This is a genomic window from Achromobacter sp. MUI-25009338 (assembly GCF_057359325.1).
Genome location: NZ_CM170627.1, coordinates 3,054,164 through 3,079,639, shown reverse-complemented (window position 1 = coordinate 3,079,639; position 25,476 = coordinate 3,054,164). Strand labels below are relative to the sequence as shown.

Sequence of the window (25,476 nt, the reverse complement as noted above, 5' to 3'; positions counted from 1 at the left end):
CAAATCGGCCTCGCGCGGCCCGCGCACGCGTGCTTATAGGCCAACATCGATTGTTCATCAAATAGATAATCTTAATGGGTTGAGTCGCATCAAACGGCCAAAAAGAATTGCAGAATTATCAAATTACGATAAAGTGGCAATCAAAGGAGGCTGAAATGATGACTGGAGCTAAAGCCCTGCTGGAGGCCCTGCGCGAGCAGGGCGTGGAACTGTGTTTCGCCAACCCCGGCACGACCGAGCTGGATCTGGTGCGCGCGCTGGAGGAGGTGCCGGGCATGCGCTGCGTGATCGGCCTTCAGGAAAACGTGTGCACCGGCGCGGCCGACGGCTACGGCCGCCTGGCCGGCAAGCCCGCCGCCACGTTGCTGCACCTGGGGCCGGGATTCGCCAACGGCATCGCCAACCTGCACAACGCGCGCCGCGCCCGCACGCCCATCGTCAACGTCATCGGCGACCACGCCAGCTGGCACCTGGACTGCGACGCGCCGCTCACCTCGGACATCGAGTCGCTGGCGCGCCCGGTCTCGGGCTGGGTGCGGCGCATCGCCTCGGCGCAGGACGCCGCCCGCGACGCCGGCGAGGCGGTCGCGGCCAGCCTGGCCCGCGGCGGCCAGGGCGCGACGCTGATCTTTCCGGCCGACTTCCAGGCCGAGAACCTGGACGGCCAGGCCGCGCCGGCTCCGGCCGCGGCCGTTGCGGACCGGGCGGACGACGATTTCCACGCCGCCGCCGTCTGGCGCCGCCTGAGCGCGGCGCGGCGTCCGCTGTTCCTGCTGGGCGGGGGCGGGCCGGACAGCGGCCTGGGCCGCCGCGCGCAGATCGCCGCGGCGCGGCTTTGCGCCGCACTGGGCGGCTCGGCCTACGCCGAGACGTTTCCGGCCCGCTCCGAGCGCGGCCGGGGGCTGCCGGATTTCGACCGCCTGCCTTATTTTCCCGAGCCCGCCCGGGCGGCGCTGGACGCGGCCGACCTGGTGGTGCTGGCCGGCGCGCTGCCGCCGGTGACGTACTTCGGCTACCCCGGCCACCCGAGCCGGCTGGTGCCGGCCGAGCGGCTGCTGACGCTGGCCGCGCCGGGCGGCGACGCCGCCTCGCGCCTGGAGGCGCTGGCCGAGCTGGCGGGCGCGCCCGCGTTCGAGCCGGCCGACGCCTTGCTGCCGCAGCCCGCCGCCGGCGCGCTCACACCGCAATCCATCGCGGCGGTGGTGGCGCGCGCGCTGCCCGAGCAGGCCATCGTGTCGGTGGAGGGCGGCACCTGCGGCTATCCCCTGTACGCGGCCTCGGCCGGCGCGGCCCCGCACACGGTGCTGACCAATACCGGCGGCGCGATCGGACAGGGCCTGCCGGTCGCCATGGGCGCGGCCATCGCCTGCCCGGATCGCCGCGTGGTGGCGCTGCTGTCCGACGGCAGCACGCAATACACGATCCAGGCGCTGTGGTCGCTGGCGCGCGAAAACCTGCCGGTCACGGTGCTGATCGCCGCCAATCACCAGTACGCCATCCTGCGCAACGAACTGCGCCGCGGCGGCGCGGCGCTGGGCGAGCGCGCCGCCGCAATGACCGCGCTGGACGCCCCCCGCATCGACTGGGTGGGGCTGGCCGCCAGCTACGGCGTGCCGGCAAGCCGCGCCGCGACTTCCGAAGCCCTGGCCGAACAACTGGAACAGGCGCTGCGGCGTCCGGGTCCCGCCCTGATCGAGATGGCGCTGTAGGCGCCGCTCCCTCTCTCTATCTATACACAAGGAGCAAGACGCGATGGATTTGCAACTCAAGGGGAAAGTCGCCGTGGTCACGGGCGGCAGCCTGGGCATCGGACGGGCGGTGAGCGAAGCGCTGGCGGCCGAAGGGGTGCGGGTGGCCATCGTGGCCCGCCGCCAGGCGCAGCTGGACGAAGTTGCCGCCGAGATCACCCGCGCCAGCGGCGTGGAGGTGCGGGGCTTCGCCGCCGACGTGTCCGACACCGCCCAGGTCGACGCGATGATGCAGCAGGTGGCCGCCCATTTCGGCCGCATCGACATCCTGGTCAACGGCGCCGCGCATCCGGGCGGGCTGGTGCGCAGCGAGATCGACGAGGCCGATCCCGAAGGCCTGCTGGAAGACATCAACATCAAGGTCGTGGGCTACATGCGCTGCGCCAAGGCCGCCGCGCCCCACATGCGCCGCGGCGGCTACGGCCGCATCGTCAACATCGGCGGGCTGACCGGGCGCGGCAGCAAGCAGCTCTCCGGCATGCGCAACGTCGCCATCTGCCACCTGACCAAGACGCTGTCGGACCAGCTCGGCCCGGACGGCATCACTGTCAACGTAATCCATCCGGGCGTGGTCGAGACCCCGCACATCCATGAGCTGTACGCAAAGGAAGCCGCCAAACAGGGGCTGACCGCCGCGCAGGTGGAGGCCAACTACGCGAAGGCCACGCCCATACGCCGCGTGCTGCAGCCGGCCGAGATCGCCGACGCCGTGCTGTTCCTGGCCTCGCCGCGCGCCGGCGCGATCACCGGCGAGTCGCTGGGCGTGGACGGCGGCATCACGCGCGGCATTTTTCTTTGACCGGCAAGCGCCGGATAGGAGTCTGGATATGCAAGGCACGATACTGGTCGGCACGGCCGGCCAAGGAATATTGCGCAGCGTGGACGACGGCGCCACCTGGCACCGCCTGGGCCTGAAGGAAGCCATCGAGTTCGACGGTACGGTGCGCAGCCTGGCCGTGGACCCGGCCGACCCGCGCCGCGTGTTCGCCGGCGCCGACGCCGGCCTGTGCATCAGCACCGACGGCGGCGCGCATTTCGCCCGGGTGGACTCGCCCATGAACGGCATGACGGTCTGGGCCATCGCGATCGATCCGTCCGACCCCCGGCGCATGTACGCCGGCACCGGCGCGCCCTCGCGCGCCGCCATGTTCCGTTCGGTCGACGGCGGCGCCAGCTGGCAGCGCCTGTCGCCCGAGCTGCCCGAGTTCTGCCGCGGCGTGAACCGTCCGCGCATTCTTTCCGTCTGCGTGGACCCGGACGACGGCCGCGAAGTCTGGTTCGGCGTCGAGGAGGGCGGGCTATGGCGCAGCCGCGACGGCGGCGACACCTGGCTGCGCGTGGACCAGGAGGACGGCGCCATCGCCAACCCCGACATCCATTGCGTGGCCATCCTGCCGGCCACGGCCGCCGCGCCCAAGACCGCGATGGTGCTGAGCGTGAACTCGGTCTACCTGAGCGAGGACGACGGCGGGCATTGGGAGGGCGCAGCCTCCAAGTCGCGCTTCGACGGCATGTATTACACCCGCACGGTGCAGGCCCTGCCGGGCGCGCCCGATACGCTGCTGCTGGCCATCGGCGACGGCACGCCGGGCACGCGCAGCCGCATCTACCTGTCGGACGACCGCGGCCGCAACTGGCGGCCGTCCCTGCTGCACACGGCGCCCAACTCCACCTTCTGGGCCTTCGGCGTGCATGCCGCCGACCCCGGGCTGGCGTTCGCCGGCACCAAGTACGGCCACCTGTTCCGGTCCACCGACGGCGGGCGCAGCTGGTTCAAGGAGTGGCGCGACTTCAGCGAGATCACGGCGGTGGCCTGGACGCCGCACGTCGCGCCGGTCACGGCGCATCCCCAGTCCATCAACTGAACGCACGGAGACCGCCATGTCCAACTCCGCCCTCGCGCCGGCCGAGCGCCGCCCGCGCATCGCGCGCACCCACCTGGCCCTGTTCGTGCGGGACCCGTTCGCCTCGGCGTCCTGGTACGAATCCGTGCTGGGCATGCAGGAGACCGCGCGCGGCGAGCAATGGGTGTTCCTGTCCTTCGGCCGCAAGCACCACGATATCGCGCTGATCAAGGCGCCGCAGGAAGAGGGCGGCGCCGCGCCGGCGCGCGGCCCCATCAACATGCAGCACTACGGCCTGGAGATCGAGGGCGACGTCGACGAGCTGCGCCGGCTCTACGGCATGTTGCTGGCCAAGGGCGTGGACGTGGTGAAGATCACGGACCACAAGGTGGGCTACGGCGTGTACTTCACCGACCCGGACGGCCACCGCTTCGAATTCTTCTGCGAGACCGTGCACGGCGACGAGGCGGGCAAGCGCGTGCTGCACGAGCACAACGCCCCCAGCGTCCCCATGACGCTCGATCCGCTCTAAGCGCCACCCATTCCGATTCCCAATTCACTGGAGCATCCATGAACACCCCCAACTTCGGCCCTTACCGCATCCGCAAGTGGTATCTGCAAGTCGAGGACACGCTGGCCACCGAGACCGGCGAGCCGGCCGACGGCGCGCCGCTGCGCAAGATCGTCATCGCCGCCGTGCTGCACAACCCGTACGCGGGACGCTTCGAGCGCGACCTGTCGGCCTACGTCGAGCCCTCGGGCATGCTGGGCGAGGAGTTCGGCCGCCGCATCATCGAGGCGGCCGGCGGCCAGCCGCTGGAAAGCTACGGCAAGGCCTGCGTCGTGGGCGCCGATGGCGAATACGAGCACGGCAATGCGCTGCTGACCACGGTGTTCGCCGAGCCGGTGCGCGCGGCCTTGGGCGGCGGCAAGGCCTGGGTGCCCTCGACCGGCAAGCGCGGCGGCCCCGGCACCGTGGTCGACATTCCGCTGGCGCACAAGGACGCGCTCTACGTGCGCTCGCACTACGACACCGTGACCGCGCTGTTCGCCGACGCGCCCAACCGCGACGAAGTGCTGATCGCCTTCGCGTTCGCGACCCGCGGCCGCCTGCACGCGCGCCTGGGCGGCCTGGCGGCCAGCGAGATCGCGGGCCAGGACGGCCTTTGCTGAAAGGGGCGCAGCCATGCAACGCCGCGACTCCGACATCGCCGTCAACGGCCTGAGCCTGCGCCTGACCGAATGGGGGCCGCGGGACGGCCGCCCGCTGTTCATGCTGCACGGCATCCGCGGCTATGCCGAAACCTTCGCCGGCATCGCCCGGGCGCTGCAGCCGGAGTTCCGCGTGCTGGCCTATGACCAGCGCGGCCGCGGCGCCAGCGACTGGGACCCGGCGCGCAACTATTACACCGACGCCTACGTGGCGGACCTGGCCGGCGTGGCCGACGCGCTGGGCCTGGAGCGCTTCGACCTGCTGGGCCACTCGATGGGCGGCATCGCCGCGATCGTGTTCGCGGCGGCCCATCCGCGGCGCGTGCGCCGCCTGGTGATCGAGGACGCGGGCCCGGCGGCGTACGAAGGCAGCGCGGGCGCGGCCCGCATCCAGCGCGAACTGCGCGAGACGCCCGAATCCTTCGCCGACATCGGCGCGGCGCGCGAGTACCTGCGGGCGCTGCGCCCCAGCGTGCCGGAGGCCGCGCGCGAGGAACGGCTGCGGCACATGCTCAAGCCGGACGGGGCGGGCGGCTGGACCTGGCGCCACGACCATGCCGGCATCGCGGCGACCCGGCTCGATCCCGATCCGGCGCGCGTGGTGGACCTGTGGCCGCCGGTCGCGGCGCTGGCCTGTCCGACCCTGGTGCTGCGGGGCGGGCGGTCCGACTACCTGCAGGCGGCCACCGCCCGCGACATGGCGGCGCGCAATCCGAACGTGGCCTGGACCGAGATCGCCGGGGCCGGCCACTACATCCACGACGATCAGCCGGACGCCTTCGCGCAGGCGGTGGGCGAATTCCTGCGGCGCGCCTGAGCAGGGCGCGCGCGCATACGACAAGAAACCAAGGGAGAGCCGACATGGCGCATATCGAAGAAGTGCCGGTGCTGGTGGTGGGCGCCGGGCCGGTGGGCGTGACGCTGGCCAATCTGCTGGGCAGCTACGGCGTGGCCACGCGGGTGCTGGAGCGCAACGCCGACGTGCTGGACTATCCGCGCGCCGTCGGCCTGGACGACGAGGCCATGCGCACCTTCCAGAGCGCCGGCCTGGCCGACGAGATGCTGCGCGACATGATCCAGAACGTGCCCATGCGCATGTACACGCGGACCAAGCGCTGCTTCGCCGAAATCCTGCCGGCCACGCGCGAATTCGGCTGGTACCGCCGCAACCTGTTCTCGCAGCCGCTGGGCGAACGCACCCTGCGCGCGGGCCTGCGGCGCTTTCCGCACGTGGCCCTGGAGCTGGGTACGGAACTGCTGGCGCTGGACCAGGACGCCCACGGCGTCACGGCGCGGGTGCGCGGGGCCGACGGCGCCGAGCGCGAGATCCGCGCGCAATACCTGCTGGCCGCCGACGGCGGGCGCAGTACGGTGCGCGAGCGCCTGCTGAAGCTGCCGTTCGACGGCAACACCCATCCGCGCAAGTGGGTGGTCATCGAGTGCGACCAGGACCCGCTGGACGCGCCCTATACGGCGCTGCATTGCGAGCCGCGCCGTCCCTACGTCTGCCTGCGCCTGCCGTATGGCCTGCGGCGCTGGGAATTCATGCTGTTCCCGGGCGAGGACAGCGAACAGATCCTGCAGCCCGAAAAAGTGCAGGAGCTGCTGCGCCACCACGTGGCCGATCCGAGCCGGCTCAACGTCATCCGCGCGCGGGTCTACACCCACAATTCGCGGGTGGCGCGCAGCTTCGTCAACGGCCGCGTCTGCCTGGCGGGCGACGCCGCCCACCTCACGCCGCCCTGGATCGGCCAGGGCCTGAACGCCGGCCTGCGCGACGCGTTCAACCTGGCCTGGAAGGTGGCCTGGATCGTGCAGGGCCGGCTCGATCCGGCCGCGCTGCAGAGCTACCACGACGAACGCCACGCCCACGCCCGCGCCATGATTTCGCTGGCCGACATGTTCGGCGCCATGCTGTCGCAGACCAACCCGGCGCTGGCCGCGCTGCGCGACGCCTTTTTCATGTCGATCCGCAAGATCCCGCGCATCCGGGACTACGTGCTGCAGATGAAGTTCAAGCCCATGCCGCGCTACAGCCGCGGCGTGGTGGGCGACAGCGCCGACCGCGTCCAGCGCGAATGCATCGGCCGCATGTTCATCCAGCCGCTGGTCGAGACCGAGGACGGGGCCACCCGCCGCATGGACGAGGCGCTGGGCACCGGCTTCGCCCTGCTGGGCTGGCGCTGGGACCCGCGCGCGGCGCTGACGCCTGCGCTGCGCGCGCAGCTCGACAGGCTGGGGTGCCGCTACGTGGCCGCGCAGCGCGCCCGCAGCGGCTGCGCGCCGGACGCGGCCCAGGCCGGGCCGCTGCCGGTGCTGCAGGACACCGAGAACGCGCTGCATTTCTGGTTCCAGCGCACGGGCGCCGACTGGGTGCTGCTGCGGCCGGACCGCTATGTCGCGGCGCTCGGACGGCGCGAGGATGCCGCCGCGCTGCTGGGCCAGTTCGCCGCCCGCTTCGTGCCGGGCGGCGCGCCCGCGCCCGCCGAGCCGGCGCAGGCCGCCGGCCTGGCCTGCGCCGCGGCGGCGGCGCTGACCGGAGCGCAGCCATGAGCGCCGGCGCACGCACGGTCCGCAACGTGCTCTTCATCATGTGCGACCAGCTGCGCGCCGATCACCTGTCCTGCTATGGCCGGGCCGGCGCGCTGCGCACGCCGAACATCGACCGGCTGGCGGGCATGGGCGTGCAGTACGACCGGGCCTACGTCACCTCGGCCGTCTGCGGCCCGTCGCGCGCTTCGTACTACACCGGCCGCTATCCGCTGTCGCACCGGGTCACCTGGAACCGCGTGCCGCATCCGGTGGACGAGTGGTGCCTGGGCGAGTACCTGGCCCAGTCCGGCCGCGCGCTGCACCTGCTGGGCAAGACCCATTTCGTGCCCGACCGCGCCGGGCTGCGCGCCAAGGGCTATGCGGCCGAGGACGAACAGCGCTTCCTGCAGGGCGGATTCGTGCCGCTGGAGCGCTACGACGGCCACTTCGAACTGGCCGAGAACAGCGCGTACCGCCGCTACCTGCGCGAGCGCGGCTACGACAGCGAACGGCCCTGGGAAGACTACGTCATCGGCAGCCTCGGCCCGGACGGCGCCCCGGCCAGCGGCTGGCTGATGCGCAACGCGCCGCTGCCGGCCCGGGTGGACGCGGCCGATTCCGAAACCGCCTACCTGACCGACCGCGCGCTGCAGTTCATGCAGGAGCAGGGCGACGCGCCGTGGGCGCTGCACCTGTCCTACATCAAGCCGCATTGGCCGTACAAGGCGCCGGCCCCGTACCACGCGCTGTACGGGCCGGAAGACTGCCCGCCGCCGGTGCGCTCGCGGGCCGAGCGCGAACGGCCCCATCCGGTGCATGGCGCCTACCAGCGCCTGGAAGAATCCGTATCGTTCGCGCGCGACGAGGTCTGGCGCGGAGTGCGTCCGGTCTACATGGGGCTGGTCAAGCAGATCGACGACCAGATCGGCCGGGTGCTGGACTTCCTGGAGCGCAGCGGCAGGCTGCGCGACACGCTGATCCTGTTCACCTCGGATCACGGCGACCACCTGGGCGACCACTGGCTGGGCGAGAAGGAATACTTTTTCGAGAGCGCCATGCGCGTGCCTTGCCTGGTCTACGACCCCACGGCGCAGGCCGACGCCAGCCGCGGGCGGCGCAGCGACGCCTTCGTCGAGTGCATCGATATCGTGCCCACGGTGCTGGACGCGCTGGGCCTGCCGGCCGAGCGTCACCGCATCGAGGGCCGCTCGCTGCTGCCGGACATCCGCGGCGGACAGCCCGAGGCGCCGGCCCGCGAGTACGTGGTGGGCAGCCTGGACTACGCCTACCGCGAGGCGCGCCTGTTCCTGGGACGCGGCACGCGCGAGTGCACCGGCCTGATGGTGCGCGACGAACGCTACAAGTACCTGCACTGGCAGGGCTATCCGGCTCAGCTGTTCGACCTGCGCGACGACCCGGGCGAACTGCGCGACCTGGGCGCCGACCCGGGCATGGCGCCGGTCGTCGCCCGCATGAGGGCGGCGCTGCTGGACTGGCACGAAGGCCTGAAACGCCGGGCCAGCGAGACCGACGCCGAGGTCTGTGCGCGCACGCACGCGCACGAACGGATGATGGGCATACTGATCGGCCGCTGGTGAAGCGCGCCGGTCTGATCTAGGGTTTCTACACAAGGGGAAGTGCCATGGGATCGCCGTATCGCTGTTGTTTGCAAGCTGTATTGTGGGCCTCGCTCGCATTGACGTCCGCCGGGCCGGCCGCGGCCCAGGGCTGGCCGTCGGACACCGTCAAAATCGTGGTGCCGTATCCGCCGGGCACCGAGCCGGACGTGCTGGCGCGCGACCTGGGCAACCGGCTCTTCAAGCAGAGCGGCCAGACCGTGATCGTGGAGAACCGGCCCGGCGCCAACGCCATCATCGGCAGCGACTACGTCGCCCGCGCCGCGGCCGACGGCAACACGCTGCTGATGATCGACCGGCTGGCGCTGGAGACCAATCCTTTCCTGTACGCCAAGGTGCCGTACCGCTGGCAGGAGGACTTCAAGCCGGTCACCGACCTGGGCCAGGTGCAGCTGTACGTGGCGGTCAGCGACGCCTTTCCGGCCAAGACCTACCGCGAATTCATCGACTACGCCCGCGCCAACCCGCAGCGCATCAACGTGGGCACCGGCGGGCAGGGCCACGTGAACCACCTGGGCATGGCCATGCTGGCGCGCGCCGAAGGCGTGCAGTTCACCTACGTGCCGTTCAAGGGCGTGGCGCCGGCGATGACGGCGGTCATGGCCGGCGACGTGGACAGCGTGATGGCCGGCGGCCTGGCGGTGGCCGAGCAGTACAAGGCCGGCAAGATCCGCGTGCTGGTGGCGGGCTCGCCGCAACGGGCCGCCATGATGCCGGACGTGCCGACGCTGGAGGAGGCCGGCGGCAAGCCCGGCAGCATTCCGTCGACGGTGTTCTCGCTGTTCGTCCCCGGCAAGACGCCGGACGCCCTGGTGGCGCGGATCAACCAGGCCGTGACCGCGGTCACGGCCGAGCCGGATTTCCGCAAGACCTACGAGGCGCGCGGCCTGCAGGTGCTGGGCTCCACCCCGCAGGCGACCCTGGAAGCCATGAAGGCGGAAGCCGCCCGCTACCAGGCCCTGATCGAGGCCGCCGGCATCCGCAAGGACTGAAACGGCGGGCCTGCGGGCGCGCGGCGCGCAAGAGGATAAAATACCGGCTCGCGGCTTTAACCGGCCCCCGGTTTTCTCCATTCCTGCGCCCCGCGCGCCCATAAGCATGAAAAAACTGACTGCACTGCTTCTCGTGTCCGCCACCGCGATGCTCACCGCCTGCGGCCCTGGCGACAATACGCCCAAGGCCGACGCGCAGGCGCCCGCCGCCGCCAAGAAGGTCGTCGTCGGCCTGGACGACAACTTCCCGCCCATGGGCTTTCGGGATGCGAACAACCAGATCGTCGGTTTCGACATCGACATGGCCAAGGAAGCCAGCAAGCGCCTGGGCATGGAAGTCGAGTTCAAGCCGATCGACTGGAGCGCCAAGGAAGCCGAGCTCAACGGCAAGCGCGTCGACGTGCTGTGGAACGGTCTGACCATCACCGAGGAGCGCAAGAAGAACATCAGCTTCACCTCCCCGTACATGGCCAACCACCAGATCATCATCGTGGGCAACGCCTCGCCGGTGAAGCTCAAGGCCGACCTGGCCGGCAAGGTCGTCGGCGCCCAGGACGGCAGCAGCGCCACGGACGCCATCGCCAAGGACCCGGTCGCCGCGCAGATCAAGGAAGTCAAGAAGTTCGGCGATAACGTCACGGCCCTGATGGACCTGGCCGCCGGCCGCCTCGACGCCATCGTCGTCGACGAAGTGGTGGGCCGCTACCTCATCAGCAAGCGGGCCGGCGAATACCGCGTGCTGGACGAGAACTTCGGCACCGAAGACTACGGCGTCGGCGTGCGCAAGGACGACACCGAACTGCTGGCCAAGCTGAACCAGACGCTGGACTCGATGAAGCAGGACGGCACCGCCGGCCGCATCGCCACCCAGTGGTTCGGCGCCAACATCATCAAGTAAGCGGCCTGGGGCGCCTGCGGCCAGCCGGCCCGGGCGTCCCGCCGAGTTTTCCGCAGCCCGCCGCAGCGCCGTCGCGCGCCAGGCGGGCTTGCTCATGAATCCCTGTTGCCCTGGCGGCGCGAACCCACTGCATGGACTACGTACTCTCCCTATTGGGGCCATTGGCGGAAGGCGCGAAAGTGACCTTGACGCTGTTCTTCATCACGCTGGCGCTGGCCGTGCCCCTGGGGCTGGTGCTGGCGCTGGCGCGGATATCCAAATGGAAGCTGCTTAGCCGCCTGGTCAACGGCTACATCTGGCTCATGCGCGGCACCCCGCTGATGCTGCAGATGCTGTTCATCTATTTCGCGCTGCCGTTCGTGCCCGTGGTGGGCGTGCGCCTGCCGGACTTTCCCGCCGCGGTCGTGGCCTTCGCGCTCAACTACGCCGCCTATTTCGCCGAGATCTTCCGCGCCGGCATCCTGTCGGTGGACCGCGGCCAGTACGAGGGCAGCAAGGTGCTGGGCATGACCTACCTGCAGACCCTGCGCCGCATCGTGCTGCCGCAGATGGTGCAGCGGGTGCTGCCGCCCATGAGCAACGAGACCATCACGCTGGTCAAGGACACCTCGCTCATCTACGTGCTGGCGCTCAACGACATCCTGCGCACCGCGCGCGGCATCGTGCAGCGCGACTTCACGACCTCGCCGTTCCTGGTCGCCGCCGCCTTCTATCTCATCATGACGCTGGTCCTGACTTGGTTCTTCCAGCATATGGAAAAGCGCTATGCCAAATACGACCAGTAATCCGACGTCCGGACGCCCCGTCATGATCGAGGCGCGCGACATCGTCAAATCCTTCGGTCCGCACCGCGTGCTGGACCGCGTATCCCTGACCCTGGGCCAGGGCGAAGTGGTGGCGGTGATCGGCCCGTCCGGTTCGGGCAAGAGCACCTTTCTGCGCTGCCTGAACCACCTGGAAACCATAGACGAAGGCAGCATCGAGATCGAGGGCGAGTCCATGGCCCGCGCGGTCGAAGGCGGACGCAGCCAGTATGCCGGCGACGCCGACGTGCGCCGCATCTGCCGCAAGATGGGCATGGTGTTCCAGTCGTTCAACCTGTTCCCGCACATGACCGTGCTGCAGAACGTGATCGAGGCGCCCATCACCGTCAAGGGCATGGCGCGCGCCGACATCGTGCCCAAGGCCGAGGCGCTGCTGCGCAAGGTCGGCCTGCTGAACAAGCGCGACAACTATCCGGGGCGGCTGTCCGGCGGCCAGAAGCAGCGCGTGGCCATCGCCCGCGCGCTGGCGATGGAGCCGGACATCATGCTGTTCGACGAGCCCACTTCGGCGCTGGACCCGGAACTCACCGGCGAGGTGCTGCGCACCATGAAGCAGCTGGCCGACGAACGCATGACCATGCTGGTCGTCACCCACGAAATGGGTTTCGCGCGCGAAGTCGCGCACCGCGTGATCTTCATGGACGAAGGCCGCATCATCGAAGAAGCGCCCTCGGCCGAATTCTTCAGCGCCCCGCGCCAGGCCCGCAGCCGCGAATTCCTCGCGCACATGCTGTAGGCCCCGTGCCGATTCAGCCCCGGCCGGCGCGCCGGGGCACGATCATGGGGCTGCCGGTCTCCGGGTCCGGCGCCACCCGGCACTCCAGGTCGAAGACCTGCCGTATCGAATCTTCCGTCACCACGCTGCGTACCTCGCCGTGCGCCGCCACGCGCCCGGCCCGCATCATGACGACCCGGTCGGCGTAGCGGAACGCCAGGTTCAGGTCGTGCAGCACCGCCACCAGCGTGCGCCCGTCGCGGTGCAGCCGCGCGCACAGCTCCAGCAGGTCGATCTGGTGCCGGATGTCCAGGTAGGTCGTGGGCTCGTCCAGCAGCATGATGCCGGCATCCTGCGCCAGCACCAGCGCCAGCCATGCACGCTGGCGCTGTCCGCCGGACAGCGTATGCACGGGGTGGTCGGCCAGCTCCGCCAGGTCGGTGTCGGCCAGCGCCGCGTCCACCGCGCGGGCGTCGTCCGCCGACCATTGCCGCAGCAGGCTCTGGTGCGGGTAGCGGCCGCGCGCCACCAGCTCGCGCACGCTGATCATTTCCGGCGCGATGGGGTTCTGCGGCAGGTAGGCCAGTCGCCGGGCCACCGGCTTGCGCCGCAGCGCCGCCAGATCGGCGCCGTCCAGCAGCGCCTGCCCGCGGGTGGGCGCCAACGCGCCGCCCAGCACCCGCAGCAGCGTGGATTTGCCGCAACCGTTCGGGCCGACCACCGCGGTGAAGGCGCCGGCTGCGATCGTCAGCGACAGCGACTCCAGCACCTGCCGCTCACCATAGGCCAGGCTGACCCGGCGTAGTTCGAGCGCGGGCGCGCCGGGGTTGCGGTCGAGGGGATCAGGGTTCATGCGGAAGTCTTGCGCCATTCGAGCGCCAGCAGAAAAGCCAGATAAACGCCGCCGATGCCGGCGGTCAGCACGCCCACCGGCAGGCCGCCGGGACCGGCGGCGCGGGCCAGCAGGTCGGCCCCCGCCAGCAGCACGGCGCCGGTCAGGGCGGACAGCAGCGGCTGCGGTCCGCTGGCGCGGGCGCAGCGGCGGGCGATCTGCGGCGCGGCCAGCGCGATGAAGGCCACCGGGCCGGCCACCGTGACCGCCGCGGCCGCGGCCAGCACCGCCACCAGCGTGGCCGCCAGCCGGCTGCGGTCGGGCCGCGCGCCCAGCGCCTGGGCCAGGTCGTCGCCCATTTCCAGCAGGCGCAGCCGGGCGCACAGCGCCAGCGCCGGCGGCAGCAGCGCGGCGCAGGCCGCGCCGATCAGCGCGACGTCGCCCCAGGTCTTGCCGGCCAGGCTGCCGTTGAGCCAGGCGGCCGCCACATAGGCCTGCTCGCGCCGCAGGCTGGACAGGCCGAACTGCACGAAGGCGAAGGCCAGCGCGCCCACGGCGATGCCGGCGATGACCATGCGCCTCGGCGCGGCGAAGCCGGCGCCGGAGCCGAACCAGACGCCCAGCGTGGCCGCCAGCGCGCCGACCGCCGCGCCCCAGGCCACCGGCATCACGCCGGGCCAGATCATGGTCGCCGCCACGGCGCCGGCGGCCGCGCCGGCCGTCAGCCCGATCACGTCGGGGCTGCCCAGCGGGTTGCGGGTCAGGCTCTGGAACAGCGCGCCGGACAGGCCCAGCGCCGCGCCCGCGCCCAGCGCCGCCAGCGCGCGCGGCAGCCTGACCGCGTGCAGCAGCCATTGCTCCACGCTGCTGCCGCCGCCTTGCAGCGTGCGCCACAAGGCATCCCAGGACAGCAAGGGATCGCCCGCGCGCAGCGACGCCGCCAGCAGCACGCCGGCCAGGATCAGCAGCAGCACGCCGTAGCCCAGCGCGCGCGGCGCCAGCGGCAGGGCCAGCCAATTGCCGGCGCGCAGCACGGCCGCCGGCCGCGTCATGCCGGCTCCCGCCCGCCGCGGCGCAGCGCCGTCAGCAGAAAGGGCGCGCCGATGAACGCCACCACCACGCCGGTCAGCAACTCGGCCGGCGCGCGCAGCAGCCGCGCCAGAATGTCGGCGACCAGCATCAGCAGCGGACCCAGCACGACGCAATAAGCCAGCAGCCAGCGCAGGTCGGAACCGGCCTGGCGGCGCGCGATGTGCGGCACCGCCAGGCCGACGAAGGCGATGGGGCCGGCCGCCGCCGTGGCCGCGGCCGCCAGCACGGCCACGCACAGCAGGCCCAGCGCGCGGTACAGGCCGGCGCGCAGCCCCAGCGCCTGCGCCAGCGCCCGGCCCAGCGCCAGCAGATTCAGCGGCCGGGCCAGCGCCGCGGCCAGCAGCAGGCCGGCGCCGATATAGGGCGCGGCGCGCAGCGCGGTGTCCAGGCCCTGTCCGGCCAGCGAGCCCACGGCCCAGAAGCGGTAGGAATCGAAAAGATCGTCGCGCAGCAGCGCCACGGCCTGCACGTAGGCGAACAGCACGGCGTTGACGGCGGCGCCTGCCAGGATCAGCCGCTCGGGCTGCAGGCCCCGGCCGCCCGCGCCGATCAGATAGACCACGGCGGCGGCGCCCAGCGCGCCGGGCAGGGCGGCCCAGAACGGATGCGGCGGCAGCCCGCCCAGAAGCAGCGCCACGCTCACGATGGAAGCGGCGGCACCCGCGTTCACGCCCAGCAGGCCAGGCTCGGCCAGCGGGTTGCGGGTCAGCGCCTGGATCAGGGCGCCGGCCACGGCCAGCGCCGCGCCGGTCAGCAGGGCCAGCAGGGTCCGCGGCACCCGGGACGCAACCACCAGCGCGGCGTGGCTGTCATCGGGCCGCGTCAATGCCTGCCAGACGGCGCCCGCCGACAGCCCGCGCGAGCCCAGCCACAGGCTGGCCAGCGCGGCCGCGGCCAGCAGCATACAGGCCGCGATCAGCAGCGCCGCGCGGCGCCAATGCGTAGCGGCTGCCGTCACGGGCGGCCCTCGTCGTGTTCGGCCCGGCGCGCGGCCTGCGCCAGTTGCGGGGCCAGCCGGTCCAGCATCCAGGACACCGCCAGCGGCGTGCCGGAAGACGACGCCATCACCAGCGCCGGGTCGCTCAGCGCCACGTAGGCGCCGCGGCGCACCGCCGGAATGGCGGCGTACAGCGGCAGCGCCTCGGTGCGCTCACGCTCCTGGGGCGTGTAGAACCAGCTCACCAGAATGTCGGCGTCGGCCAGCGCGTCGGCGTTCTCCAGCCCCAGGTAATGCGCGAAATGCCCGGCGCTGGCGCGCATGTCGCGTACCGACGGGGCCAGCGCCAGCCCCATGGCCCCCAGCGTGTCCACCCGCGGATCGCCGGCGACGTAGACGGTGAAGTTGCCGGTTCCCAGATCGGCGCGCGCATAGGCGAAGGTCTTGCCGGCCAGCTCGGGATAGCGCCGCCCGGTCTGCGCCAGCGTCTCGTGGATGCGGGCCTTCAAGGGGGCGGCGGCGTCCGGCTTGCCCAGGGCCGCCGCGATCAGGTCGATCTGCGTGTCCACCGGCGTCAGAAAGGGCTGATCCGGGTAGGCCACCACCGGCACCATCCTGGACAGCTGCGCATAGGCCGCGGGGCTCACGCCGGAAAACGGCGCCAGCACCACGTCCGGGCGCAGCGCGATGATCTTTTCGATGTCCAGTTCGGGATAGACGGTGATGCGTTCGGGCAGCGGCTCGCCGCGGGCCTCGATGGCGGCGCGCACCCAGGGCCAGTAGTGATCGACGTCCCCGCCCCAGTCGGCCCGGCCCACGCCCACCGGCACCACGCCGAGCGCCAGCGCCAGGTCGTCGGCGCCCAGCCCGAGGGTGACGACGCGCCTGGGCGGGGCGGGGATCACCGCCTGGCCCAGCGCGCTGTCCAGCGTAACGGGAAAGCCGGCTGCGGCGGTTGCGGCATCGGCCGCAGAAGCCGCGGGCGCCTGCGGCGCGCGCTCGCAGGCGGCCAAGCCAAGCACCAGGGCCAGCGCCGCGATAGCCAGATTCAAGAAACGCATCGTGCTGGCCGCCGTCGCCATCAGTATTGCGCGCGCAGCGTCAGCATGACGTTGCGGGGCGCGCCGTACCAGCCCTGGCTGTAGAAGCCGATCTGGTCGTAATACTTTCTGTCGAACACGTTGTTCAGGTTGAGGGTGGCCGAAAGCCGCTTGGAGAAGTCATAGCGGGCCATCAGGTTGACCAGGGCGTAGCTGCCTTGCTGCACGCGCACATTGCCGCGCGGGCTGGGTGCGGACCGGTAGATGCTGCTTTGCCAGTTGACGCCGCCGCCCACGGTCAGGCGGTGCAGGTCGCCCGGCAGGCGGTAGGTGGTGTAGACCTTGAACAGGCTGCGCGGATGCTCGGTGTTGATCGCGTTGCCCTTGGCGTCCCTGGTGGTGAAATGCGTGTAGCTGGCGGCGACGTTCCAGCCGGGCGAGAGCTGGCCGTTGGCCTCCAGATCGAAGCCCTGGACCTTGGCGCCCGAGACGGCGCGATAGGCGGGCGTGCCGGGCATGCCTTCGACGAACTCGTCGGGGATGGGCTGCGCCAGGTTGTCCTGGCGGGTCTGGTACAGCGCCACCGCGGCGTTCAGCAGCCCGTCCAGGTAGGAGCCCTTGAGCCCGATCTCGTAGCTCTTGCCGTCGATGGGGGGCAGGATGGAGCCATCGATTGAACGCCGGTTCTGCGGCTGGAAGATCTCGGTGTAGCTGGCGTAGGCGCTATAGGTCTTGTCGATGTCGTAGACCAGGCCGGCATAGGGTGTGAACTGGTTATTGATCTTGTACTCGCGCTTGCTGCCGAAATAGTTCTGCCTGGTTTCCCAGTTGCTCCAGCGCCCGCCCACGATCAGGTGCAGCGGATCGGCCAGCGCGAAACGCCCCACCGCGTAGATACCGGTTTGCTTGACCCGCATGTCGTCGGCGGGCGTCTTGTCGCTGGCCCAGGCAGGTTCGGCGATGCGGTCCTGGCGCCAGTCGAAGTAGCTGCCCAGGTCCGGCGCGGCGCCGGTCATTGCGTAGCGGCCGATGTCGCTGTGGTCGTTCACGCTCATCCAGCCCAGCGCGAGCTCGTGCTTGCGGCCCAGCAGCTGGAACGGGCCGGACAGCGTCAGGTGGATGTCGTCGCGCGAGCGGTCGCCGTCGTAGTTGTTGAACGCGCCGGTCATGCCGGCGCCCGTGACGCGGTCCGGGTAGCCGCCGCGGAACATGTGCTTCAAACGATATTCGCCGCTATTGTGGCTGTACGCGGCGCGCGCCTTCCAGTCGTTGGCGAAGCGGTGCGCCAGGTCCACGAAGGTGGTGGTGGATTCGACGTCGAAACGGGCCCAGCGCGTGTTGTTGGCAACGGAGCGATTGAAATCGGTGCGCGAGCCGTCGGCGTAGAAGAGCGGAAAGCCGCTGCCGAAGCCGCTGCTTTGGTTGCGCAGGTATTCGAGGCCCACGGTCAGCACGGTGTCCGGGGTCAGGTCGGCGGCGACCGTGCCATAGAAGGTGCGCTTGCGCTTGTCCAGGAAGGTCACGTAGCTGTCGCCCTGATCGTAGGCGGCCACGAAGCGCGAGCGGATGCGGCCGTTTTCGAGGATGGGCACGGACAGGTCGACGTCGCCGCGGACGTGGTTCCAGCTGCCGACGCTGGCGCCGCCGGACAGGGCGAACTCGCGCAGCGGCTTCTTGCGGACGAAGTTCACCGCTGCCGAAGGGTTGCCCGAGCCGGTCATCAGGCCGGTTGCGCCGCGTACGATTTCGACCCGGTCGTAGATGGCGGAGTCCAGATCGGTGGCGCCGTAGTTCCACAGGCTGAGGATGGGGGAATTCAGGCCGTCGAACTGGAAGTTGTCGATGGCGAATCCGCGCGACGAGAAGGACAGCCGGTTGCTGTCGCTGGTGGTGACCGAGATGCCCGGCGCGCTGGCCAGGATGGAACCGGTGTCCTGCAGGCCCTGGTCCTCGATTTCCTGGCGGGTGACCACGCTGACCGACTGCGGCGTTTCGCGCGGCGACAGCGTCATGCCGGTGGCCGTGCTCATGGCTTCGGTGGTGTAGGAGCCGGTGCCTTCGGTGGTGCCGGTGACGCCCTCGCCGCTGACGGTGACCGAGGGGAGTTGCTTCACGTTTTCGGCGGACTGTGCGCCGGCGGCCTGGTGGGCGAGGGCGGAGCAGGCCAGGGCCGCCTTGATGGCGTAGACAAGAAGAGTCGTCCGGCGCGGGCGGGCGGCGGGCGAGGACAGAACGAACAACATGAGGCGGGCTCCGGCAGAAAGATTTGGTAATGAGAATTGTTGTTTTTTACCGACCCGCCTGGGTATGCCGGACGATGCGATACGTATGCAGAATGCCGCCCTGCTTAGCCTGACTCGGTGTTGACCACGGGCGCTGCGCGGCGGTGCAGCCAGGCCCAGCCCGCGGCGCTTGCCGCCACGCATGCCAGCATGCCGGCGGCAAGCTGCAGCGGCCGGCCATAGACCAGCGGCACGCACCAGCCGCTGACTATCGAGAACGTGAGCATCTGCATGAAGCCCAGCACCGAAGCGGCGGTGCCGGACAGGTCCGGCGCCCGCGCCAGGATGCGCAGGGTCATGGCGGGCACCGCCATGGCCAGGCCGCAGGTGTACAGGCCCGGCAGCAGCACCGCCCACGGCAGGCGCGGCGGCGCGGCGCCGGCCATGTACAGCACGAAGGCCAGGCAACTGGCGCCCATCAGTCCGTAGGCCAGCAGCGTGACGCGGCCGTCGGACCAGCGGCCGGCCTTGCGGGCCGCCAGCAGTGCGCCGGCCATGGCGCCGGCCACCAGCGGCACGAACAGATAGGCGAAATCGGTTTCCGGCAGGCCCAGCACGTTGGCGATGAAGTCGGGCGCCGCGCCGATGAGCAGCCCCTGGGCGGCGAACAGCAGGCTGAACGCCAGGCCCAGCGAGACATAGCGCCGGTCGCGCAGCAAACGCAGATAGTTGCCGCCCAGCGTGCGCCAGGCCAGCGTCTGGCGCCGGTCGGGCGGCAGGGTTTCGGGCAGGCGCCGCGCGCACAGCAGCAAGGCGGCGCCGGCCAGCGCCGCCAGCAGCACGAAGATGGAACGCCAGCCCTGGTGCGCCGCCAGGTAGCCGCCGATGATGGGCGCCAGCGCCGGCGACAAGTTGAACACCAGGATCAGGTAGGACATGGCCCGGCGCGCCACGGCGCCGTCGTAACAGTCGCGGACGATAGCCTGGCCGACCACGATGCCCGCGCCGGCCGACAGCCCCTGCACCGCGCGTGCGGCCAGCAGCCAGCCGAAGCTGGGCGCCATTGCCGCCATCAGCGTCCCGCAGAGATAGACCCCCAGCGCAGCGAGCACGATGCGGCGCCGTCCCAGCGAATCCGACAGCGTGCCGTGCAACAGCAGCATGGACGCGTAGCAGGCCATATAGACGCCCAGCGTGAGCTGCACGGTTTGCGGCGCGACCGCGAACTCCCTGCCGAGCGCGCCGAAGGCGGGCAGATAGGCGTCGATGGTGGCTGGCGCGACGCAGGCCAGCAGGCCCAGCATCAGCACCATAGTGGGAAAGGAAGGCAGGGGTTCGGAGCGCGGCACGAGGGCATCCATGGCTGGCGCTTCCCACTGCGGGAAGCTCTGCCCGATGGTCGCCCGCCGCCGTGCCCGCGGGGAATGGAGAATGCCGCAAGAGCAATGAGCGCCGCCGTAAGCCCCGCAAGGCCATGCGCTCAGTTCAGTTCACTGGGGGCGATGCCGTAGCGCTCGCGAAACGCCGTGGCGAAATTGGTGGCGTGCCGGTAGCCGACCAGGTGCGCGGCCTGCTGCACGCTGCAGCCTTGGGCCAGTTGTTCGCGGGCGACCTCAAGCCGGCGCTCGCGCAGCCAGCTGAATACCGAGCGCTGGTAGGCGGCCTGGAACTTGGCGCGCAAGGTGCTGGGACTCATGCAGGCCAGCCGGGCCAGGTCGTCCAGCGTGTGTTCCTCGCCGGGCGCGTCGTGCAGGCGTTCGCGCACGCGTTCGAGCAGTTGGCGGTCGCGCTCGGACAGCGTGCCATCGGCGGGCGCGCGCTGTTCCAGCGAGGCCAGTGCGTGGGCCAGCAGCTCCATCGCCACGCCTTCGCGCAGCAGCTCTTGCAAGGGAGCGTCCCAGTCGCAGGCCAGCAGGTGTTCGATGGTGTGCAGCAGATGGCCCGGCGCCTGCCAGCGGCGCAGGCGCAGCGCGGGCGTGCGCAGCGCTTTCCAGATGGTTTCGCTGATCCGGTCGTCGGCCGCGCCGTCGGGGGCCGACAGGGACAGGTTGACGCTGCGCAGGCGCTGCCCGGCCGCGTGGGTGCCGGTCATGGCGACGGTGTCGCCGTACAGCGCGCTGATGCCGCTGTGGGCGGCCAGCCTGACGTCGTCGTGGCGGTCGAGGCGAGTGCGGGCATGGCCTTGCAACATGACGATGGCGGAAAAGCGCGGGGACATCATCGAGGCCGCCTCGTAGTCCTGGTGCACGCGCACGTCTGAGAGCACCAGCGTCAGGCCGGGCCGGATCTGGTAGGTTTCGACCCGGCCTTCGGCGATGCACAGGGTTTCGGGGCTGGCGCGCAGCCCGCCGCCAGGCTGCGGCAGGCGGTAGCGGAAGCCGTTCTCGCTGCCCATGCGGTCGAAATCGGCCACGGTGAAGCGGACGGGGGAGGGAGCCGGGTTCAAGGTCGTCGCTGGCATTACGGGATGAGCCCATGGGCGGCGCGTCAACCGCCGTTTATCATGAAAATGAGAATAGCACAGATTCGCATCTGCATCGTTCATGGCGCGGCGCAGTCTCCCAATGCATCGCCCATGATGCCGCGATACCAGTCGTGGAAGTGCTGCATGCCGTCCTCCATCGGGGATTGATACGGCCCGCTGTCGGACACGCCGCGGCGCAGCAGCGCCAGGCGGCCGGCGTCCATGCGCTCGCCGATTTCGTCGTCCTCGATCGCGGTTTCCATGTAGGCCGCGCGCTGCGCCTCGACGAAGGGGCGTTCGAACAGCGCGATTTCCTCGGGGTAGTAGAACTCGGCGATGTTAAGGGTTTCTTGCGGCCCTTTCGGGTACAGGGTCGAGAGCACCAGCACGTGGGGGTAGAGCTCGATCATGTGGGTGGGGAAGTACGTCACCCAGATGGCGCCGAAGTCGGGCGCCGAGCCGCTCCGGTAGCGCATCAGCGTGTCGTGCCAGTCGCGGTAGACGTCGGAACCCGGTTTTTCCAGCGCGTCGTGCACGCCGACGCGCTGCAGGCTGTGCCAGTCGCCGAATTCCCAGCTCAGGTCCTCGCAGGTGACGAAGCGGCCCAGCCCGGGGTGAAACGGTCCGACGTGGTAGTCCTCGAGGTAGACCTCGATGAAGGTTTTCCAGTTGTAGTTGCACTGGTGCACCTCGATGTGGTCGAGCACGTAGTCGGAGAAATCGAATTCGGGACGGCCGAACAAGCCGCCCAGGTCGCGCAGCGGATCGCGCGGGCCTTCGAACAGCAGGCCGTGGCAGTTCCTGAGCGGAAAGCGCGGCAGATTCAGGCACGGGGGTGCTGGGGAACTGCGGCGCGCCGAGCAGATGGCCCTGGTCGTCGTAGGTCCAGCGGTGCAGCGGGCAGACGATGTTGCCGCCGGTGGCCGACAGGTTGCCTGCCGGGTTGCCGGGGCCGGTCACCGCGCCGGTTTCGCCGCCGAGGATCAGCGCCTGGCGGTGGCGGCAGACGTTGGACACCAGCTCCACGCCGCGCGCATTGCGCACCAGCACGCGGCCGCCTTCCTCGTGGGGCAGGCGGCGCCAGTCGCCCGGTTCGGGCACGCCTTTTTCGTGGCCCAGGTACGTGGCGCATTGCTTGAATATGAGTTCCTGTTCGCGGGCGTACAGGGCCTGGTCGAAATAGGCCCGCACGTGCAGCGGGCTGACAGCCTGCTCTACGTGAGCGAGACGGCCGATATCGTTCATGTGCGACTCCTTGTGCCGTGCCGCCCGGGCCGCCGCACCTTCAGGCGGCTTCGGCGTGCTCGGCGTCGATCCGGGCCATGCGGTCGGCCAGATCCAGTTTGGGGCAGGTGCTGCAGTAGTCGCCGTCGCGCTTGCGGAAGTCATGGCAGCAGACCTGCCGGTCGACGGCGATGCGCGGCAGCGATGCGCGTTCGTAGCTGAGGTAGCCGCTGCGTCCCTGCAGGCCGAGCAGGTCCAGCCACAGGCCGGCCTGGCGCTGGGCCCAGGCGTTGGCGCAGGCGCCGTGGTCGCGGCGCGCGGCCAGGAGGGCCTGCAGCACGCAATCGGCCTGCATGCTTTCGGCGGCGCGCGCGCTGATCCGCAGCGCGCGGCTCAGTTCGCCGTAGAAGCCGGCGCATAGCGTGCGCAGCTGCGCGGCGGCGGTATGGATGCGCTGGCACGGGTCGGCGCGCCAGGGGGCGTGGGGCGGCAGCGTATACCCGATGATGAATCCGTCGTCCGGCACCGGCAGGCTCATGCTGGACAGGTCCGGCACGATGGCGCTGCGGTGCGCCGCGATCACGCTCAGGTATACCGGCTGCCAGATCAGCAGCCCCCAGCAGCGCAGGGCCAGGTAGTGCGGGCCGGCCTCGGGATGCCGCTGGCGCCAGATGTCGCGCAAGCCCGCGATGGCCTGGGCGTTGTCGGCGCCCGGGCGGATGCCCGGGCCGCTGCCCGCCGCGACCTGGCCGGCCAAGCCGGGCACCAGGCGGGCGGTCAGCGCCAGCAGGTCTTCCAGTTCGCGGTTCACGCAAGCGCCCGCGCGGCGTCGGCCGCTTCCTGGTCTAGCCACTGCGGACGGTAAGGGGCGATCGGGTTGGGCAGGCGCGGCGCCATCTGGAAGCTGCCGATCGGGTCGGCCAGGTTGACCATCTGCAGGTTGTTGGCCAGCTGCAGGCGATTCAGGCACGAATGGATCATGTCGGGGGCGTAGAGGTCGTAGCGGCGGTATTTGTCGAGCCGCTGCGGATGCGCCTGCTGGTAGGCGGCGACGCGGCCGGCCACCAGTTTCCAGAACGCGTCCTCGTGCATCAGGCCGGTATCGGCCAGCACCTGCGAGAGGTGGCGGAAGTAGCCTTCGAACACGTCCACGAAGATGGTGAGCAGCTTGTACTCTTCGGGCACGTCAGCGGCCAGGCGGCGGGCGTTCTCGGGCAGCGCGGCTTGCGGGTCGAGGATGGACGATTCCTCGGCGATGTCTTTCATGAAGGCGCGCACCGGCACGTGGTCTTCGACCACCAGGATCACGTTTTCGCCGTGCGGCATGAAGACCAGATCATGGGCGTAGAAGCAATGCACCAGCGGCGTGAGATAGGCGTCCACGTAGCGTTCGAGCCAGGCGCCGGTGTTCAGGCCCGAGGCGCGGATCAGCGCGGGCAGCAGCGCTCCGCCTTGCGGGTCGACGTGCAGCAGCGCGGCCATGGTCATGAGGCGCTGGCCGGGACCGATCAGCGCGACGGGGTTTTCGCGCCACAGCGCCGAGAACATCTTCTTGTAGGGCGTGTCGACCGAGATCGCGGCTTCGTAGTAGTAGTTGCGAAAGCCCAGCGAGGCCGCTTCGCGCAGGATGGTGAAGCCGTTCTCGCGCAGCCAGGGATCGGACGCGATCAGCCCGTGTATGTACTCGTTGATGGCCGGGGTGCCGGACATGTAGTAGGGCGACAGCCCGCGCATGAAGCCCATGTTCAGGATGGACAGCGAGGTCTTGACGTAATGCTTGCCGGGCTGGGAGATGTTGAAGAAGGTGCGGATCGATTGCTGTGCCAGGTAGTCGTCGTCACCGTAGCCGAGGCAGACGATCTTGCGCGCGGCCACGTAGGGCGCGAAGGCCAGCGACAGCTTGTTGAACCACTGCCAGGGATGCGCGGGCATGATGTAGTAGTCGGCCGGGTCCAGGCCCATGTCGCGCAGCGTGTCGCGATGGCGGGCCAGGACGGCGGCGCCCAGTTCGTCGCGCAGCAGGCTGTCGTGGTCCATGGTGGACAGGCACGCGAAATGGGCGTTGTCCTTGTGCACCGCCAGCCAGAGCAGTCGGATCGGGCTGGCGCATTCCGGGGCGTAGGCGTGGTAGTCCTCGGCGTCGAAGCCCAGCCGGCCATTATTGGCGACGAAGCTGGGATGGCCTTCGATCATGGCGGTTTCGATGGTCTGGTAGTCGGCCAGCGCCAGCTCGGCAGCGGGCAGCGCATCGCGGGTGTGCTTGTAGGCGCTGCCGTGCAGCGTGCTGGTGATTTCGTCCAGGTAGATGGGTAGGCGGTCTTCGGGCAGGCCCAGCTTGTCGCGGATTTCGATCACGAATTGCAGCGCGTCCAGCGGCGCGGGCGTGCCGGCGACGGTCTTGGAGATGGACTCGGGCGGGATGCGCCAGTGGCGCATGGCCATCATCTGGGCGTCGAAATGGTAGACGGCGTGGCCGTCGGCCAGCGCCAGCCGGTAGCGGTCGAAGCCGGGCGCCTCGGCCGGGCCCAGGCGCTCGGGTTCCAGCAGCCATTCGTGGGCGTACTCGGAGATGGCTTTCCTGAGTAGCAGGCGGTTGACCTTCTGCCAGACGTCGGGGGCGAGGTGGTCGGCGATCCGGGCGGGATGGGGCTGGGTGCTCATAGGGACGACTCCTGGAGTTGGGCCTGTTCAAACTGCCGCCGGGTGCAGAAGGCGATGCTGGCGGTCTTTTCGCGAAAGCGCGCCTGGCCGGCGTAGGTAAAACCCATGGCCAGGTTGAGCGCATGGATCTTGATGTTGTTGCTGTCGGGCTCGACCACCACGCGCCGGGCGTGCAGCCGGTCGAACAGAAAGCGCATGACGAAGGCGAATACCCGGCGGCTGAAGTGAGGGATGCGCACCTCGGGCGGTCCGATGAAGATGTGCATGCCCAGGTCGCCGTGGCATACGGGATAGTGCTCGCCGACCTGGTCGTGGGCGGGGTCGTAGCACTCCAGCAGGAAGGCCGGGCGGTCCTGGTAGCTGCCGAGCCAGGCGGCGGCGTGGCCGCTGTCGGCCAGCGCTTCGTAGAATTCGCGCACCTGCGCCTCGGTGTGCTCCTGCATGGACCAAAAACGGGCATAGTCCATCGAGAACCACTGGCGCAGCAGGGCGGCGTCGGCGGCCGGGTCCAGCGGGCGCAGCGCCAGGCCGGCGCCGTCGTCATAGCGGTTGCGCGCCTGGCGGTCGATAGCGCTGAGGAAGGTGGCGGTCATGATCATCAT

The 25,476-nt window shown here is 70.3% G+C and carries 22 protein-coding genes and 1 pseudogene; 12 read left to right on the top strand and 11 right to left on the bottom strand.

The window, feature by feature from the left end; all coding sequences use genetic code 11:
• Positions 1-158 precede the first annotated feature (158 nt).
• The 12 genes from AC1IQ6_RS14590 to AC1IQ6_RS14535 all read left to right on the top strand — a co-directional run bounded on the left by AC1IQ6_RS14590 (position 159) and on the right by AC1IQ6_RS14535 (position 12,423).
• On the top strand, positions 159-1,709 hold the full coding sequence (locus AC1IQ6_RS14590; protein ID WP_209166607.1) for an acetolactate synthase large subunit: 1,551 nt from the start codon (positions 159-161) through the stop codon (positions 1,707-1,709).
• A 43-nt stretch (positions 1,710-1,752) separates the two neighbouring features.
• A complete protein-coding gene (locus tag AC1IQ6_RS14585) occupies positions 1,753-2,547 on the top strand; it encodes an SDR family NAD(P)-dependent oxidoreductase (protein ID WP_111825210.1) in 795 nt (264 codons plus the stop codon).
• Between the two features lie 28 nt (positions 2,548-2,575).
• Positions 2,576-3,613 (top strand): WD40/YVTN/BNR-like repeat-containing protein, encoded by a 1,038-nt coding sequence (locus AC1IQ6_RS14580; protein WP_102771073.1) that lies wholly within the window; start codon positions 2,576-2,578, stop codon positions 3,611-3,613.
• 16 nt (positions 3,614-3,629) lie between these two features.
• Positions 3,630-4,124 (top strand): VOC family protein, encoded by a 495-nt coding sequence (locus tag AC1IQ6_RS14575; protein WP_102771074.1) that lies wholly within the window; start codon positions 3,630-3,632, stop codon positions 4,122-4,124.
• Between the two features lie 38 nt (positions 4,125-4,162).
• On the top strand, positions 4,163-4,765 hold the full coding sequence (locus tag AC1IQ6_RS14570; RefSeq protein WP_102771075.1) for an amino acid synthesis family protein: 603 nt from the start codon (positions 4,163-4,165) through the stop codon (positions 4,763-4,765).
• A gap of 13 nt (positions 4,766-4,778) precedes the next feature.
• Entirely contained in the window at positions 4,779-5,621 is an 843-nt protein-coding gene (locus AC1IQ6_RS14565) for an alpha/beta fold hydrolase (RefSeq protein ID WP_102771076.1), read from the top strand.
• Between the two features lie 44 nt (positions 5,622-5,665).
• A complete protein-coding gene (locus tag AC1IQ6_RS14560; RefSeq protein WP_485864814.1) occupies positions 5,666-7,357 on the top strand; it encodes a bifunctional 3-(3-hydroxy-phenyl)propionate/3-hydroxycinnamic acid hydroxylase in 1,692 nt (563 codons plus the stop codon).
• Entirely contained in the window at positions 7,354-8,934 is a 1,581-nt protein-coding gene (locus tag AC1IQ6_RS14555) for a sulfatase-like hydrolase/transferase (protein WP_485864813.1), read from the top strand. The genes AC1IQ6_RS14560 and AC1IQ6_RS14555 overlap by 4 nt, the downstream gene beginning before the upstream one ends.
• A gap of 68 nt (positions 8,935-9,002) precedes the next feature.
• Positions 9,003-9,965: a tripartite tricarboxylate transporter substrate-binding protein gene (locus AC1IQ6_RS14550; RefSeq protein ID WP_247747877.1), complete on the top strand. Its 963-nt coding sequence runs from the start codon at positions 9,003-9,005 to the stop codon at positions 9,963-9,965.
• A gap of 106 nt (positions 9,966-10,071) precedes the next feature.
• Positions 10,072-10,863: an amino acid ABC transporter substrate-binding protein gene (locus AC1IQ6_RS14545; protein ID WP_102771079.1), complete on the top strand. Its 792-nt coding sequence runs from the start codon at positions 10,072-10,074 to the stop codon at positions 10,861-10,863.
• A gap of 131 nt (positions 10,864-10,994) precedes the next feature.
• A complete protein-coding gene (locus tag AC1IQ6_RS14540; protein WP_102771080.1) occupies positions 10,995-11,648 on the top strand; it encodes an amino acid ABC transporter permease in 654 nt (217 codons plus the stop codon).
• Positions 11,649-11,670: 22 nt separating this feature from the next.
• Positions 11,671-12,423, top strand: coding sequence for an amino acid ABC transporter ATP-binding protein (locus tag AC1IQ6_RS14535; protein WP_111825204.1), 753 nt, complete (start codon positions 11,671-11,673; stop codon positions 12,421-12,423).
• 13 nt (positions 12,424-12,436) lie between these two features.
• Here the strand turns inward: AC1IQ6_RS14535 and AC1IQ6_RS14530 are convergent, their stop codons facing one another.
• The 11 genes and pseudogenes from AC1IQ6_RS14530 to AC1IQ6_RS14480 all read right to left on the bottom strand — a co-directional run bounded on the left by AC1IQ6_RS14530 (position 12,437) and on the right by AC1IQ6_RS14480 (position 25,476).
• Complete coding sequence (locus tag AC1IQ6_RS14530; RefSeq protein WP_258231304.1) at positions 12,437-13,255, bottom strand: ABC transporter ATP-binding protein; 819 nt, start codon at positions 13,253-13,255, stop codon at positions 12,437-12,439.
• Positions 13,252-14,286 (bottom strand): FecCD family ABC transporter permease, encoded by a 1,035-nt coding sequence (locus AC1IQ6_RS14525; protein ID WP_485864812.1) that lies wholly within the window; start codon positions 14,284-14,286, stop codon positions 13,252-13,254. The genes AC1IQ6_RS14530 and AC1IQ6_RS14525 overlap by 4 nt, the downstream gene beginning before the upstream one ends.
• A complete protein-coding gene (locus AC1IQ6_RS14520; protein ID WP_246842380.1) occupies positions 14,283-15,284 on the bottom strand; it encodes a FecCD family ABC transporter permease in 1,002 nt (333 codons plus the stop codon). The genes AC1IQ6_RS14525 and AC1IQ6_RS14520 overlap by 4 nt, the downstream gene beginning before the upstream one ends.
• Positions 15,281-16,315 carry an ABC transporter substrate-binding protein gene (locus tag AC1IQ6_RS14515; protein ID WP_485864811.1) on the bottom strand — a complete coding sequence of 345 codons (1,035 nt, stop codon included), beginning with the start codon at positions 16,313-16,315 and terminating at the stop codon, positions 15,281-15,283. The genes AC1IQ6_RS14520 and AC1IQ6_RS14515 overlap by 4 nt, the downstream gene beginning before the upstream one ends.
• A gap of 29 nt (positions 16,316-16,344) precedes the next feature.
• The gene (fauA, locus tag AC1IQ6_RS14510; RefSeq protein WP_485864810.1) at positions 16,345-18,546 is read right to left on the bottom strand and encodes a TonB-dependent alcaligin siderophore receptor FauA; all 2,202 of its coding nucleotides are present in this window, start codon (positions 18,544-18,546) and stop codon (positions 16,345-16,347) included.
• A gap of 104 nt (positions 18,547-18,650) precedes the next feature.
• Positions 18,651-19,874, bottom strand: coding sequence for a multidrug effflux MFS transporter (locus AC1IQ6_RS14505; RefSeq protein WP_281492753.1), 1,224 nt, complete (start codon positions 19,872-19,874; stop codon positions 18,651-18,653).
• A 131-nt stretch (positions 19,875-20,005) separates the two neighbouring features.
• On the bottom strand, positions 20,006-20,920 hold the full coding sequence (locus AC1IQ6_RS14500; protein ID WP_485866574.1) for a helix-turn-helix transcriptional regulator: 915 nt from the start codon (positions 20,918-20,920) through the stop codon (positions 20,006-20,008).
• Positions 20,921-21,066: 146 nt separating this feature from the next.
• Positions 21,067-22,234: pseudogene (locus tag AC1IQ6_RS14495) on the bottom strand (aromatic ring-hydroxylating oxygenase subunit alpha).
• A 40-nt stretch (positions 22,235-22,274) separates the two neighbouring features.
• Positions 22,275-23,024, bottom strand: a complete 750-nt coding sequence (locus AC1IQ6_RS14490; RefSeq protein WP_485864809.1) for a siderophore ferric iron reductase — start codon at positions 23,022-23,024, stop codon at positions 22,275-22,277.
• Entirely contained in the window at positions 23,021-24,874 is a 1,854-nt protein-coding gene (locus tag AC1IQ6_RS14485; protein ID WP_102771089.1) for an IucA/IucC family protein, read from the bottom strand. The genes AC1IQ6_RS14490 and AC1IQ6_RS14485 overlap by 4 nt, the downstream gene beginning before the upstream one ends.
• Positions 24,871-25,476 carry a GNAT family N-acetyltransferase gene (locus AC1IQ6_RS14480; protein WP_102771090.1) on the bottom strand — a complete coding sequence of 202 codons (606 nt, stop codon included), beginning with the start codon at positions 25,474-25,476 and terminating at the stop codon, positions 24,871-24,873. The genes AC1IQ6_RS14485 and AC1IQ6_RS14480 overlap by 4 nt, the downstream gene beginning before the upstream one ends.

Bases quoted from the DNA above. Each gene is read 5' to 3' on its own strand.
- AC1IQ6_RS14535 (WP_111825204.1), top strand. From the start codon at position 11,671: ATGATCGAGGCGCGCGACATCGTCAAATCCTTCGGTCCGCACCGCGTG.
- AC1IQ6_RS14530 (WP_258231304.1), bottom strand. From the start codon at position 13,255: ATGAACCCTGATCCCCTCGACCGCAACCCCGGCGCGCCCGCGCTCGAA.
- AC1IQ6_RS14560 (WP_485864814.1), top strand. From the start codon at position 5,666: ATGGCGCATATCGAAGAAGTGCCGGTGCTGGTGGTGGGCGCCGGGCCG.
- AC1IQ6_RS14575 (WP_102771074.1), top strand. From the start codon at position 3,630: ATGTCCAACTCCGCCCTCGCGCCGGCCGAGCGCCGCCCGCGCATCGCG.
- AC1IQ6_RS14580 (WP_102771073.1), top strand. From the start codon at position 2,576: ATGCAAGGCACGATACTGGTCGGCACGGCCGGCCAAGGAATATTGCGC.
- AC1IQ6_RS14525 (WP_485864812.1), bottom strand. From the start codon at position 14,286: ATGACGCGGCCGGCGGCCGTGCTGCGCGCCGGCAATTGGCTGGCCCTG.
- AC1IQ6_RS14590 (WP_209166607.1), top strand. From the start codon at position 159: ATGACTGGAGCTAAAGCCCTGCTGGAGGCCCTGCGCGAGCAGGGCGTG.
- AC1IQ6_RS14540 (WP_102771080.1), top strand. From the start codon at position 10,995: ATGGACTACGTACTCTCCCTATTGGGGCCATTGGCGGAAGGCGCGAAA.
- AC1IQ6_RS14555 (WP_485864813.1), top strand. From the start codon at position 7,354: ATGAGCGCCGGCGCACGCACGGTCCGCAACGTGCTCTTCATCATGTGC.
- AC1IQ6_RS14545 (WP_102771079.1), top strand. From the start codon at position 10,072: ATGAAAAAACTGACTGCACTGCTTCTCGTGTCCGCCACCGCGATGCTC.
- AC1IQ6_RS14480 (WP_102771090.1), bottom strand. From the start codon at position 25,476: ATGATGATCATGACCGCCACCTTCCTCAGCGCTATCGACCGCCAGGCG.
- fauA (WP_485864810.1), bottom strand. From the start codon at position 18,546: ATGTTGTTCGTTCTGTCCTCGCCCGCCGCCCGCCCGCGCCGGACGACT.
- AC1IQ6_RS14485 (WP_102771089.1), bottom strand. From the start codon at position 24,874: ATGAGCACCCAGCCCCATCCCGCCCGGATCGCCGACCACCTCGCCCCC.
- AC1IQ6_RS14585 (WP_111825210.1), top strand. From the start codon at position 1,753: ATGGATTTGCAACTCAAGGGGAAAGTCGCCGTGGTCACGGGCGGCAGC.
- AC1IQ6_RS14500 (WP_485866574.1), bottom strand. From the start codon at position 20,920: ATGGGCAGCGAGAACGGCTTCCGCTACCGCCTGCCGCAGCCTGGCGGC.
- AC1IQ6_RS14570 (WP_102771075.1), top strand. From the start codon at position 4,163: ATGAACACCCCCAACTTCGGCCCTTACCGCATCCGCAAGTGGTATCTG.
- AC1IQ6_RS14565 (WP_102771076.1), top strand. From the start codon at position 4,779: ATGCAACGCCGCGACTCCGACATCGCCGTCAACGGCCTGAGCCTGCGC.